Source organism: Paenibacillus sp. JT22N12, assembly GCF_056269365.1.
This window is the reverse complement of record NZ_JBWDNU010000008.1, coordinates 278,360-290,513: the sequence shown is the minus strand read 5'-3', so window position 1 is coordinate 290,513 and position 12,154 is coordinate 278,360. Positions and strand designations below refer to the sequence as shown.

Below are 12,154 nucleotides of genomic sequence, written 5' to 3'. Positions count from 1 at the left end.
GGATAGTATTGATACTTTTGTCCTTTAATCGCCATAAAAATGCACCCCTTAGAATTCATCGGAATAACCAGGGGGTTTTTCCAATGTCTATTCTAAGGGGTGCACTTCAGACCTCTCCGGAGGTCTCTTTTTTATTGGAAGCAACAATTTCCATTATGATGCGTCCAATATATAAGTGAAGAAGCAGAGTCTAACGAAATTTGGAGGATTTATTAATGAACTTGCGCAAGTGTCTGGCTGTTTTGCTGTTTGTTGTCTTATGGTCGCAAGCTGCGGCCCTGAATGTGCATGCCCAGAATTCCAGTACGATTAAGATCTTTTTGGACGGGCAGGAAATCATAAGCGATGTATCTCCTTATATTGTTCCTAAAGTGGACACAACCCTGGTTCCCCTCAGAGTGATCAGCGAAGGATTGGGAGCGGCGGTGGATTGGAAGCAGAGCAGCAAGAGCGTGACCATCAGCTGGCCTGAAACAATGATTGCGCTGACGGCCGGCCAAACCTACGCTCTCGTGGACGGAAGCAAGATTGCCTTGGGAACGACTGTGACAGTCAAGCAGGGCAGAGTTATGGTCCCGCTGCGTTTTGTCGGAGAGCAGCTCGGTCTGCAGGTAAACTGGAATCAGAGCGAGCATACGATCACGATGCTAAGCGGAGGTCTGGCTGAGCCGCCTCCATCCGAGCCTGTCGATCCTGTTACCCCGGCGGAGCCAAAGCCGCCGGTCGATCCCGCCTTTCCATTGCCGCCCCTTGACGATAACGGCGGCGGGAGTACGGGGGGCATCGGCGCAGGCCTCAGAGGAGCCTGGGTATCGACGGTTTTCAATCTGGATTGGCCATCAACGGGTTCATTCGGAAACAGGGCGAAGCAGCAGGATGAGTTCATCAAGCTTTTGGATGATTTGCAAGGAATGGGCATGAACGCGGTATTTGTTCAGGTTCGCCCGGCAGGGGACGCTTTATACCCCTCCACGCTTGTTCCATGGTCTGCCTTTCTGACCGGAACAAGCGGGAAAGCGCCGGATTATGATCCGCTGGCGTTTATGATTGGGGAGACACATAAGCGGGGAATGGAATTCCATGCCTGGTTCAATCCGTTCCGCGCGACGACAGATACGAAAACGGATAAGCTGGCCGGCAATCATGTAGTCAAGCAGCATCCCGAATGGATCGTCAAATCCGGCAGCATGTTTTATATTAATCCCGGCATCCCGGAGGCGAGGCAGCATATTATCGATACGATCATGGAAGTGGTCCATCAATACGATGTGGACGGCATCCATCTGGATGATTATTTCTATCCGTCCGGCGGCACCTTTGGCGATGATGTTACTTTCCGGACATACAACAGCAAGAATCTCGCCACGCTCGCCGACTGGCGCCGGGATAATATTAATGAATTTGTCCGGCAGCTGGGCGAATCCATCCACAGCGCCAAGCCGCAGGTGCAGTTCGGCATCAGTCCGTTCGGGGTGTGGCGCAACAAAGCGCTGGATGCGACAGGCTCGGATACCAAGGCTGGTGTAACCGCTTATGACAGCATGTATGCGGATGTACGCACCTGGATCAAGCAGGAGTGGATCGATTATGTCGTTCCGCAGATATACTGGAGCTTCTCTTTCACGGCGGCTCCCTATGGCAGCTTGGTGGATTGGTGGGCGAATGAGGTACGCGGCACAGACGTTAAGCTGTATATCGGCCATTCACCTTACAAGCTGGGGACTGCCGAGGCAGGCTGGCAGAATGCCAAGGAGATTATCGATCAATTGTCTTATAACACTTCGATTAAAGAAGTCAGCGGCGACCTGTTCTTCAGCGCCAAGGATTTGCGCAAAAATCCGCTGGGACTTCTTCAGGCGCTCACAGCTTATTACAATCTTAATTAATTTATACGGTATTGTTACCTTTTCGAAACAATTTGGAGCCTATTCCCGGTTATAGTTATTCTATAACCAGATGTCCTTGATAGGGAGTGGCTTAAGTATGAAAAAATTATCATTATCTACAGCCGTAATTGCAGTCGTTCTGGCATTCTCCATCCCAAGTGCAAATGCCGTAGGCAAGGGAGAAAGCGCGCCAGCCGGGCAGTCAGTTGAAACGGTGACCGCTTTTATCAATCATATTGATCACAAGGAAGGCAAGCTGTATCTGACAGTCGACGATATTCAGTGGTTTGAGGGGGCTGCCGCCGATGAGGCCTTTCTCGAGAATGAACCTGATTCCGGAATGGACGGCGCGCTGGATGGCTATTATATTGTCAATTCCGATAATCAAACCAAAGCGGTCGAGATCGATCCAGACGCGCAGGTAGAGATGCAGATATATGATCAGGATGGTGTGCTGGAAGATCTTCAGCCCGTCTTTAATCAGGCAATTCCGCTCGAGAAGTTTAATGCCATTTTTGGAGATAAGCATATCGTGGATTTGAGCGCTTTTCCTTATCATTTGACGATTAAGGACGGGAAGGTTGTCCGCATCGTTCAGCAGTATATCCCTTAATTGTTAGCTTGCGGCTATACATAGGCCCGCTCGGTTACCGAGCGGGTCTTTTTTTGCCTTATAGAATGTGTAAGTTTCACTTTTATCGATTTGGGCCGGGTGTGAAAGGCCTACGGCTAATCAGGAGAAAATGCAAGGTCCTGCTGCTTCCGAATAGACAATGCCGAGCAATTACCTATACAATGGAAACAGGGCCGTTATCCGGTCCTGTTTTTTCCTCAGTTAGATGAATTATGGGCAGAATAGCATTTTATCTGAACGAAGCAGGTTTTGCGGCGTAAAACTTAAAGCTTCTGTTTGTGAAGCCAGTTTTACTGCACAAAACATACAGGAGGTAACCGTTATGAAAGCACTTGTATGGAACAGACCGGGAAAGCCGGAATCCCTGGAAATGACGGAGCTGCCGGTTCCGGCGGCCGGACCGGGTGAAATCCGGGTCAAGGTAATCGCGGCCGGATTGAATCCGGTTGATTACAAGCTCGCTTTGAACGGCCATCCCGCATGGGTGTACCCTTTTGTCCCTGGCGTGGATGTTGCGGGCGAAGTAGTGGAGATTGGGGATGGCGTGACGAAGTGGCAGATTGGCGACCGCGTTGTTTATCATGGCGATTTTACCAAGCCGGGCGGATATGCTGAATTCAGCGTGACCACCGCACATACGGCTGCGCGAATTCCTGAAGGCGTCTCCTTCGTCGAGGCAGCGGCTTTTCCATGCGCTGGCCTGACCGCTTATCAGGTGTTATTTCGCAAAATGCATATGCAAGCGGGTCAATCGATCCTGATTCATGCTGGCGGAGGAGGCGTAGGCGGATATGCCATTCAGCTTGCCAGACTTGCCGGAGCATCATTGATCCTGACAACGGCTTCCCAGAAAAGCATGGAGCATGTGAGGGCGCTTGGTGCCGACGTTGGGATTGATTATAATAAGGAGGATACGTACAGCCGGATCAGAGAGCTTACTGACGGGGCCGGCGTGGATCTAATCCTGAATTCCGTCAACCGCGCAACCGCGCAGGAGGATCTGTCCGCTTTGAAATTCGGGGGGCAATTAGCCTGCATCGCGGGGGCTCCGGAAACCGTAGCGGATTTTCAGCCCTCCTCCAAGACGTTCACGCTGCACAAAATCATGTTAAGCGGGGCCCATGGATCTGGAAACCGGGAGGCCGAGGAGGATCTGGCAGCCATGGCGGACGAGTTTATGGCCTTGATGCTGGGGAAGAAGATCAAATCGATGGTCAGTGAGATTATCTCGCTGGAGCAGGTGCCGGAAGCGCTGACCCGATTATCGCAAAGACATGTCACTGGGAAAATAGTTCTTCTCCTTCAATAGGAGCAAGGAGCTCCAATACAGCAGGGGGTGCCGGTACGAGCCATTTGATTATGTTTACATCAGCTGATTTGAACCATCCGTTATGGCCAGAGGCGCTGCGGATTTATCACGGAGCTTTTGCGCAGGAAGGCCGGAAATCCGATGCGGTGATCAAGCGGATGTTCGACAAGCATTTGTGTTTCCTGCACATCGGATCGATTAATCAGGAAGCGGCCGCTATGGCGATATCTGCCAGAAGCGATGACGGCAGGGTGCTGGTTATCGATTATCTTGCCGTTCGGGAAGACCTGCGGGGTCAAGGTGCGGGTGCGGACTTCGTCCGGGCCATTTCCCGTTGGGCGCAGGAGGAGCAGGCTCTGGAGGGAATCGTTATTGAGGCGGAAGCGGATGAGACGGCCGTGAACGCCAGCCGGATCCGCTTTTGGGAAAAATGCGGATTTACCTTAACGGATTATGTCCATCAATACAGATGGGTCCCTGAGCCTTACAGGGCCATGTTCAACTGGTTTGAGCCTGGCAGCGGTCTGCCTGTTGATGGAGAAGCTTTATTCCGCTATATCGTTTCATTTCACCAGAAGGCTTATGCCAAATGAATACGAATATATAACGGACTGCCGCGAGGCAGTCTTTTGTCTGATCAGGCCAACCGGCGGTTTCCGGTTGGCCTTTTTTTCTGCCTCACAGCGTTACAGGCCCGCATGCATAATCGAATGAAATAATTGGAAGCCTATCAGGGAGAAGAATATCGATAATGAGCAAGCTTTCTATTCCGGTATGTGAGGGGGAACGGATATGTCCGTCTGGAGATCCATGATTAATAGATCCAAGCAAAAGTCAAATCATATCCAAAGGTCTGATCAGTCACGAAGGAAAATAGAGACGCCCAACAAGATTATGGAGAAGCTGGGGGATGAGCCTACTCATCGGTCAATTGATGAAACGGTTCTTTTCTTGCAGGAATTGCTTAAAGACAGCGATGACTTCATTATCCGTGAATTCGATATTCACGGCCATTATCCGGCGGTTTTGTTCTATTACTTCAGTTTGGCCGACAAAACGCAAATCAATGAGGACGTGCTGCGGCCTTTAATGAGGATTGTGGAGACGCCAGAGGAGGAACGCAAAACCCCCAAACAGCTCGCAAACATGATTAAGCGGCAGACGCTGACTTACAGTCCCATCAAGACGACCTCCAAGATCAGCGAGTTGGTGGATGGCATCTCGAGAGGATCAACGGTCCTTGCCATAGAAGGTCTGGATGAAGTGCTCATTATGGGCTGCAGGGATATTGGCAAGAGAGCGATCGAGCAGCCGCCGACCGAGCAGGTGATTCAAGGCCCCAGGGAAGGGTTCATCGAACATCTGGACGACAACCTGGGCTTGATCCGTTACCGGCTGATGACCCCGGATTTGCGGGTAAAGGTGATTACGCTTGGACGGGTGACCAAAACCGATGTCGCGATTACGTATCTGGACGGGATTGTAAATCCGGAGCTGGTTCAGGAAGTGGAAAAGCGGCTGTCCAATATCGATATCGATGGAATTATGGATGCCGGCTATTTGGAGCAGTTCATCGAAGACAACTATCTGTCCCCGTTCCCTCAGGTGCAGAATACCGAGAAGCCCGATAAAGTCGTTGCCAATCTGCTGGAAGGAAGGGTTTCCATTCTGGTGGACGGAACGCCCTTCGCGCTTATAGTGCCGGCGGTGTTCAACCAGTTCTACCAGGTAACCGAGGATTATACATCGCGTTTTCTGCAGGGCAGCTTCATCAGGGTGGTGCGTGTCATAGCGTTGGTTTTTTCTCTCATATTTCCATCGTTATATGTTGCCATCATCTCCTTCAATCCCGAACTGATTCCTACGGAGTTCGCCGTTGCCGTAGCCGGGGGGAGAGCGGGAGTACCGTTCCCGTCTTTTTTTGAGGTGCTTATTGTCGAGATATCCATGGAGGTGCTGCGGGAAGCTACCATCAGGCTGCCGCAGCAGGTCGGGGGTGCATTATCCATCGTAGGCGTGCTTGTTATCGGCCAAGCGGCGGTTGCGGCCGGATTCGCAAGCCCTATTACCGTTGTCGTTATCGCGCTGACGACAATCGGATCGTTCGCAACGCCCGCCTATAACTCAGCCTTCGCGCTGCGTATGCTTCGGTTTCCGCTTATCATCATGGCCGGTATGTTTGGTTTGTATGGCGTCGTGATTGGCTTGATCGTGATCGGGAATCATATGCTTTCCCTGAAATCCTTCGGTATTCCGTATATGAGCCCGGCAGTTCCGGTTGATATGCAAGGCTTCAAGGATTTGGTTACGCGTGCTCCGATCTGGTCGATGAAGCTGAGGCCCGCGATGCTCCATTCTCCTGATCCGACCCGGGTAGGGGAGAAGTCGCAGCCCAACCACGAACAGCAATCCAATGTGCTTGATCCGATGCAGAATACCGAATCGGAGGAAGGAGGGAATCAGGATGGAAGCTCGTCAGATAACGATGGTTCAGGCGGCAGCAGTTATCGCTAGCACCATCATTGGGGTCGGTGTGCTTGAACTGCCCCGTCTGTCCGTTAATGCCATGGATTCGGGAGCTCCGTTGTTTACGCTTATCGGAGCTCTTATCGGACTAGTCGGATTGATACTGACAACCGTGCTTGGCGTGCGTTTTCCCAGAAAGTCGTTGATTCAATACAGTGAAGATATTTTAGGCAGATGGCTTGCCCTGGTTATCAATATGGCACTCGTCGTTTTCTTCGCCATCCTGACCGCTCTGGCCTCACGCGAGTTTGGAGAGGTGGTCGTGACCTCCGTATTGAAGCGCACTCCGCTGGAAGTGACGGTGATCATGATGCTGCTGCTGGCAGCGGTGATTGTAAGAACGGATATCGCCACATTTACCAGCGTCCATCTGTTCTATTTGCCTTTCATGTTTGTTCCGGGAATTGCCATCGTTATTTTTTCGCTCAAAAATGGTTTTGCCTTAAACCTGCTTCCGATATGGGGAAACGAGCACCATCAGATATTCAGCGGCCTGCTGACGATTGCGGCGCTGTTCCAGTGTTCCTTCGTCATAACGTTGATTATTCCCTTCATGCGTTCCCCCAAAAGAGCCTACGTTTCAATGCTATGGGGATGGGGAATATCTGGCGTGTTATATCTGCTGATTGTGATTGCGGCAGTTGCCGTATTCGGTCCTGAAGAAATAAAAGTATTGATGTGGCCAACACTGGAGCTGGCCAAAACGACTGCTCTTCCCGCCAATATCCTGGAAAGACTGGATGCGGCATTTTTGGCTGTTTGGGTAACCGCGGTTTTCACGACGCTGTTCTCGACCTATTATTTGACGATAAAATCCATTACGCAAATGTTCCGTCTCCGCGATCACAAGATGTTCTCTTATTTTCTGCTGCCATTTATCTTCTTGAGTGCCATGCTGCCGCAAAGCGTGCTGCAAATGTATGATTTTATTGATATTGTTGGCCAAACCGGACTCATCCTTACGATCGGGTATCCGTGTCTGCTATTGATGCTGGCCATGATCCGCAAGAAAAGGGGCGAAGAGAATGTCGGTTCAGAGCATCAAAAGAACCTGTAGCTCAATTCTGCTTGTGAGCATCTTCGTTCCTTTGCTGACGGGCTGCTGGGACCGTCTGGAAATCGAAGAGCGGGCAGTTGTGCTAGCTATAGCGATTGATGTTGCAACTCCCCAAGGGGAGGAGGAGGAACCGGAGGTGGCGCATGTCAAGGACTCCATCCCGGAGCCGGAGGGCATCGGGTACCAGCTTACTGCGCAAATCGCTGTGCCGGGACGTATTCCGCTGGGGCCAAGCAGCGAAGGAGGAGGCGGGTCCGGGGCTTCGCAGAAGCCGGTCTGGATTTTGTCGGCAAGCGGACATACCATGGATGATGCCATGAGTGTGCTGCAGCAGCAGCTGGCGGATAAGCTGTTCCTTGGCCATCTTCGCGTCATTATCGTATCCGAGAAGGTAGCCCGCGTGGGACTTGAGAATTTGAATGATTATCTGAGAAGAAATGCGGAGGTGCGAAGACTCGCATGGCTCAGTATATCCAAAGGCAGAGCCGAGAAGGTGGTAAGGGCGGCTCCGCAGCTGGAAAGGGTTCCTGCGCTTTATTTGCTGGCCATGTTTGATCATGCTGTGGAGATGGGCAAATACCCTAATGAATTTATCGGCATATTCTGGAGCAAGAGTACGAGCAAAGGGGTAGAGCCGATCCTGCCGCTGCTCGATATGAACAGGGAAGGAAGCATTGAAGTCGCAGGACTTGCCTATTTTAAAGGGGATAAAATGGTTGGAAGCACCAAGCCGCTTGAAATCGGGTTTTATATGGCTTTGACCGGCAGGAAGCGGGGAGGTTATACAGCCTTTATTCCAAGGCGCGAGGGGAGCCAGGACTTGATTATGATCAGAGCCACGCAGCGAAGAACCAGAACACAGGTATCTGTGAAGGATGGGAAGCCGCATGTACAGGTGCATGTGCTCCTGGAAGAGGTAATTGAGGAGAATGCGAACGAGAACTCCAGAATCGACAAACAAGCGAGCCTGGAGGAGCTTGCTGTCACCTCGGCTTCCATGACTGTGAAGGGAACCACGGCATTTGTTAAGCAATTGCAGGCAGCAGAGTCGGATATATTCGGCTTTGGCGAACAGTTTCGGGCGAAGATGCCGGGTTACTGGAATCGCAATATCCGGACGGATGAGAAATGGACGGAGACCTTCAAGACCTTGTCCGTCGATATTCAATGCCAGGTGCGGATGCGGAGGGTCGGGATGAAGGCAAGCTGATTTTTATCAAATGAGGTGATGAATTGCTTCAAAATGTGGGGTATGTCAATTTTATTATTTTGACTTTTATTGGCTCGGGTTACTTGATTCTTCGCTTCGATGGAAGAAAGCAGGCCAAGGACAAGCTGCAAAAGGAGCATAAAATTGCACATGTGCTGGGATGGGTAAATATCGGTCTGGGCAGCTTGACGCTTGTTATTAATATTGTCACGGCTATCGTGACCTGAGCGGATTATCACAGGCGGCACGGCCGATCCAGACTGTGAACGAGGGTATTCATGGAGGGAAGGGACTCGGGGATCTGCATGATCCCCGGTCCTTTTTAATGAAATTGCTTTTGAATTCCTTGTGTTAGGTTTATAGTGGATACATCGGAACATCTGTTTTTTGCTGGAAACACAATATGGAAGGATGCGAAAGCCCTTATGACTTATCGGTTATCAAAGCAAGATTATGACCCCTATTTTGGTACGTACATAAGCTTAGTGCCGGATGGGAGTGTCACGAAAATTCTTGAACAGCAGCTGGGGGAAACGCTGGAGCAGTTCAGGAATTTGTCTGAGGATCAGGGGAGTTTCAGATATGCGCCGGGTAAATGGAGTCTGAATGAAGTCATCGGCCACATCTCGGATACCGAAAGAATCATGAGCTACCGGCTGCTGCGGATTGCCAGAGGTGACAAGACGCCGCTCCCCGGCTTCGAGCAGGACGATTACGTGGAGGCAGCAGATTTTGATTCGCGTTTATTGTCTGAATTAATGGAGGAATACACTCTGGTGCGGCGGTCCACTTTATGTCTGCTGAAGGGGTTGTCCGGGGATGCCCCGACCAGAAGGGGGATTGTCAACGGGAAGGAAATCAATGTTCTCGCATTGGCTTATATCATTGCCGGTCATGAGCTTCATCACAGGAAGATCATTAACGAGAGATATGGAATCGAATAGGAGGAAACACGAATGAGCCGAATCACGATCAAGGGAACCGATCTCTCCCTGCTTCCTGTCGCGCTGGGCACGGCGGATTATGGAACGGCTGTAACCCGGGAGCAGTCCTTCCGTCTCCTCGACCAGTTTGTTGATGGCGGAGGCAGCGTAGTGGACAGCGCCCGTGTCTATGCGGACTGGCTGCCTGACGGTCACGGGATGAGCGAGAAAACGGTCGGAGCCTGGCTGAAAGCCTCCGGCAAGCGGCAGCAAATTCAGATCTCCACCAAGGGCGCCCATCCCGATCTGTCGACCATGAACATATCCAGGCTGTCGCCACGGGATATTGTTTCCGATCTGGATGAGAGCCTGGCCGCTCTGGGCGTCGATGAGATTGATCTGTACTGGCTGCACCGGGATGAACGGAACAGACCGGCCGGCGAAATTCTGGAAACCTTGAACCGGCTTGTGCGGGAGGGTAAAATCCGTTATTTTGGCTGCTCCAACTGGCGTTCCGACCGTATAGAGGAAGCTAATGCCTATGCGAGGGATAAAGGAATTCAAGCTTTTTTTGCCAGTCAAATTCAATGGAGCCTCGCCGAAGTCAATGAGGAGGCTATTGGCGACCGCACGATGGTGGTAATGGACAGGGCGGAGCTGAATTTTCATAAGCGATCGGAAATGGCTCTTTTCGCCTTCACGTCGCAGGCCAAAGGTTTTTTTTCAAAAATGGCGGCAGGCGGAGCAGAGTCTCTGCGGGATTCCACAAAACAAACCTATTATAACGATATCAATTTGGGCAGGCTCGGGAGAGCGTTGGAGCTGTCCGGGCAGCTGTCGGTTCCGGTATCCGCCATTGCCCTTGCTTATCTGATCAGCCAGCCATTCCCGGTTATTCCAGTCATCGGCAGCCATACCCAGACCCAGATTGAAGAGGCTCTGCAGGCGGCAGAAGTCAGGCTGACACCCCAAATGGTCAAATATCTGGAAGAAGGCTGCACCAGCTCTGCTCTTGACGGCGGGCTCAAATAAAAGCAAAAACACCTCTTTCAGCAAGAGGTGTTTTTGCTTTTTTTTAGAAGCTTTACAAGCTTAGTAAGCGGTCCAGCCTGCGTCCGCAGTCACCACGGTGCCGTTAATGTAGCTGGCATCATCGGAGGCGAGGAACAGGGCGACGCGGGCAATTTGAGCGGGGTCAGCTGGCTCGGCCCTGTTCAGGCCCATACCGGCCATGGCGTTTTCCATACCATAAGGATCCGGGGTTTGCATGGTGGTGCCGATGTTGGTTGCGACAGAACCGGGAGCAATGGCGTTGCAGCGGATTCCGGCTTTGGCGTATTGGAAGCCGACGTTTTTGGTCAGACCGACGACGCCGTGCTTGGAGGCGGTATAAGCGAGTCCCGCTCTTGAACCAAACAGCCCGCCGATTGAGGCCGTATTGACGATGACCCCTTTGCCTTGCTTGATCATGATGGGCAGCGCCTTGCGGATCGCTCTCATCGGGCCGGTAAGGTTAATATCGAGGACACGGTTCCACAGCTCGTCCGTCAAATTTCCGGCAGCAACCATATTGTCCATAATGCCTGCGTTGTTTACCAGAATATCGAGAGAACCGAAGCTGTCTACTGCCTGATCGATCATCCGCTGTACGTCCTCTTCCTTGGACACATTTGAAATGACCCCGACAGCTTTGCCGCCTGCAGCCGTAATTTCCTGCACAACGCTGTCTACCGCAGCGCCGTTCACATCAGCGACAATGACGCTGGCCCCCTCCTGGGCAAACAAAATCGCCATAGCCCGTCCCATTCCTGACCCAGCGCCTGTGATGACGGCTGATTTGGATTGAAGCTTCATCTAAATCCCATCCCTTCGATTTCAAAAGTTGTTTGTGTTAAGGGTGTTATCTATAATGATAGCAACAGCTTTCAAATGGTCAATGACACAACAAGCGATTCAGTCGTTTTTACGACAGAAGCCGGAAATCTGTCAATTAATGTTTACGGGTGGTTATAGAATGTTGAAGCACGGGAGTGTTTATCCGGATATCCGCGTTATGCGGACGCGCGCGCTGCTAATAGAAGCCCTGCTGGGTTTGATGATGGAAAAAGGATTTCATGAGCTGAAAACAAAGGAAATTGCCGATCGTGCCGGTATCAACCGGGTCACATTTTATGATCATTTCTCCTCCAAAGAGGAGCTGCTGTCAGAGGTAATGGACGGAACTCTGAACGAATACGCGGCAATAATTGATCAAATGTCCGCCATTTCGGCTCCATCCCCGACGGATTTGTTCCTTGCCGTCCAGCTGTCAGTCAGGCATATCAAGGATAATGCGCCTTTCTACAAAGTCATGCTCCTGACGCAGGGGGTCCCGGAGTTTGCATCCAGGTTCCATGAGCGCATCTATCAGGCCATGTACAACAGCTACCGGAAAGCAGCCCCGGTTAATACCAAGGTAAACCCCGAGCTTTATATCAACTGGATTATTGGCGGGGCTATCGGCGTATTTACGTATTGGCTCAAAAATGATCTGCAGCCCTCGGAAGAAGAGATAATGGAGCAAATTCTGATGATTGCCGAATCGACGAGCAGGCTTCTGCTGTAGAATT

Annotated in this window: 12 protein-coding genes; 11 read left to right on the top strand and 1 reads right to left on the bottom strand. The window is 51.3% G+C overall.

Going from position 1 to position 12,154, the window contains the following annotated elements; genetic code table 11:
• Window positions 1-215 precede the first annotated feature (215 nt).
• The 10 genes from AC0YOA_RS26495 (at window position 216) to AC0YOA_RS26450 (ending at window position 10,577) form a co-directional block, all read left to right on the top strand.
• On the top strand, window positions 216-1,886 hold the full coding sequence (locus AC0YOA_RS26495; protein WP_475789179.1) for a family 10 glycosylhydrolase: 1,671 nt from the start codon (window positions 216-218) through the stop codon (window positions 1,884-1,886).
• A 97-nt stretch (window positions 1,887-1,983) separates the two neighbouring features.
• Window positions 1,984-2,499, top strand: coding sequence for a hypothetical protein (locus AC0YOA_RS26490; protein ID WP_475789178.1), 516 nt, complete (start codon window positions 1,984-1,986; stop codon window positions 2,497-2,499).
• 343 nt (window positions 2,500-2,842) lie between these two features.
• Window positions 2,843-3,829 carry a zinc-binding dehydrogenase gene (locus AC0YOA_RS26485; protein WP_475789177.1) on the top strand — a complete coding sequence of 329 codons (987 nt, stop codon included), beginning with the start codon at window positions 2,843-2,845 and terminating at the stop codon, window positions 3,827-3,829.
• Window positions 3,830-3,879: 50 nt separating this feature from the next.
• Window positions 3,880-4,422 (top strand): GNAT family N-acetyltransferase, encoded by a 543-nt coding sequence (locus tag AC0YOA_RS26480; protein WP_475789176.1) that lies wholly within the window; start codon window positions 3,880-3,882, stop codon window positions 4,420-4,422.
• A 199-nt stretch (window positions 4,423-4,621) separates the two neighbouring features.
• Window positions 4,622-6,343 (top strand): spore germination protein, encoded by a 1,722-nt coding sequence (locus AC0YOA_RS26475; RefSeq protein ID WP_475789175.1) that lies wholly within the window; start codon window positions 4,622-4,624, stop codon window positions 6,341-6,343.
• Window positions 6,294-7,412, top strand: a complete 1,119-nt coding sequence (locus AC0YOA_RS26470; protein WP_475789174.1) for a GerAB/ArcD/ProY family transporter — start codon at window positions 6,294-6,296, stop codon at window positions 7,410-7,412. The genes AC0YOA_RS26475 and AC0YOA_RS26470 overlap by 50 nt, the downstream gene beginning before the upstream one ends.
• Entirely contained in the window at window positions 7,381-8,622 is a 1,242-nt protein-coding gene (locus tag AC0YOA_RS26465; protein WP_475789173.1) for a Ger(x)C family spore germination protein, read from the top strand. Before AC0YOA_RS26470 ends, AC0YOA_RS26465 begins: the two co-directional genes overlap by 32 nt.
• A gap of 23 nt (window positions 8,623-8,645) precedes the next feature.
• Window positions 8,646-8,849 carry a CLC_0170 family protein gene (locus AC0YOA_RS26460; RefSeq protein WP_210039772.1) on the top strand — a complete coding sequence of 68 codons (204 nt, stop codon included), beginning with the start codon at window positions 8,646-8,648 and terminating at the stop codon, window positions 8,847-8,849.
• A gap of 198 nt (window positions 8,850-9,047) precedes the next feature.
• Entirely contained in the window at window positions 9,048-9,566 is a 519-nt protein-coding gene (locus tag AC0YOA_RS26455) for a DinB family protein (RefSeq protein ID WP_475789172.1), read from the top strand.
• Window positions 9,567-9,578: 12 nt separating this feature from the next.
• Entirely contained in the window at window positions 9,579-10,577 is a 999-nt protein-coding gene (locus AC0YOA_RS26450; RefSeq protein ID WP_475789171.1) for an aldo/keto reductase, read from the top strand.
• Between the two features lie 60 nt (window positions 10,578-10,637).
• Here the strand turns inward: AC0YOA_RS26450 and AC0YOA_RS26445 are convergent, their stop codons facing one another.
• Window positions 10,638-11,399 carry an SDR family oxidoreductase gene (locus AC0YOA_RS26445; protein WP_210039775.1) on the bottom strand — a complete coding sequence of 254 codons (762 nt, stop codon included), beginning with the start codon at window positions 11,397-11,399 and terminating at the stop codon, window positions 10,638-10,640.
• A 160-nt stretch (window positions 11,400-11,559) separates the two neighbouring features.
• Between AC0YOA_RS26445 and AC0YOA_RS26440 the strand changes: the two genes are divergently transcribed.
• The gene (locus AC0YOA_RS26440; protein WP_475789170.1) at window positions 11,560-12,150 is read left to right on the top strand and encodes a TetR/AcrR family transcriptional regulator; all 591 of its coding nucleotides are present in this window, start codon (window positions 11,560-11,562) and stop codon (window positions 12,148-12,150) included.
• The last annotated feature ends 4 nt before the right edge of the window (window positions 12,151-12,154 follow it).

Coding starts and splice junctions, on each gene's coding strand:
- AC0YOA_RS26495 (WP_475789179.1), top strand. CDS start 216: ATGAACTTGCGCAAGTGTCTGGCTGTTTTGCTGTTTGTTGTCTTATGG.
- AC0YOA_RS26490 (WP_475789178.1), top strand. CDS start 1,984: ATGAAAAAATTATCATTATCTACAGCCGTAATTGCAGTCGTTCTGGCA.
- AC0YOA_RS26485 (WP_475789177.1), top strand. CDS start 2,843: ATGAAAGCACTTGTATGGAACAGACCGGGAAAGCCGGAATCCCTGGAA.
- AC0YOA_RS26480 (WP_475789176.1), top strand. CDS start 3,880: ATGTTTACATCAGCTGATTTGAACCATCCGTTATGGCCAGAGGCGCTG.
- AC0YOA_RS26475 (WP_475789175.1), top strand. CDS start 4,622: ATGTCCGTCTGGAGATCCATGATTAATAGATCCAAGCAAAAGTCAAAT.
- AC0YOA_RS26470 (WP_475789174.1), top strand. CDS start 6,294: ATGGAAGCTCGTCAGATAACGATGGTTCAGGCGGCAGCAGTTATCGCT.
- AC0YOA_RS26465 (WP_475789173.1), top strand. CDS start 7,381: ATGTCGGTTCAGAGCATCAAAAGAACCTGTAGCTCAATTCTGCTTGTG.
- AC0YOA_RS26455 (WP_475789172.1), top strand. CDS start 9,048: ATGACTTATCGGTTATCAAAGCAAGATTATGACCCCTATTTTGGTACG.
- AC0YOA_RS26450 (WP_475789171.1), top strand. CDS start 9,579: ATGAGCCGAATCACGATCAAGGGAACCGATCTCTCCCTGCTTCCTGTC.
- AC0YOA_RS26445 (WP_210039775.1), bottom strand. CDS start 11,399: ATGAAGCTTCAATCCAAATCAGCCGTCATCACAGGCGCTGGGTCAGGA.
- AC0YOA_RS26440 (WP_475789170.1), top strand. CDS start 11,560: ATGTTGAAGCACGGGAGTGTTTATCCGGATATCCGCGTTATGCGGACG.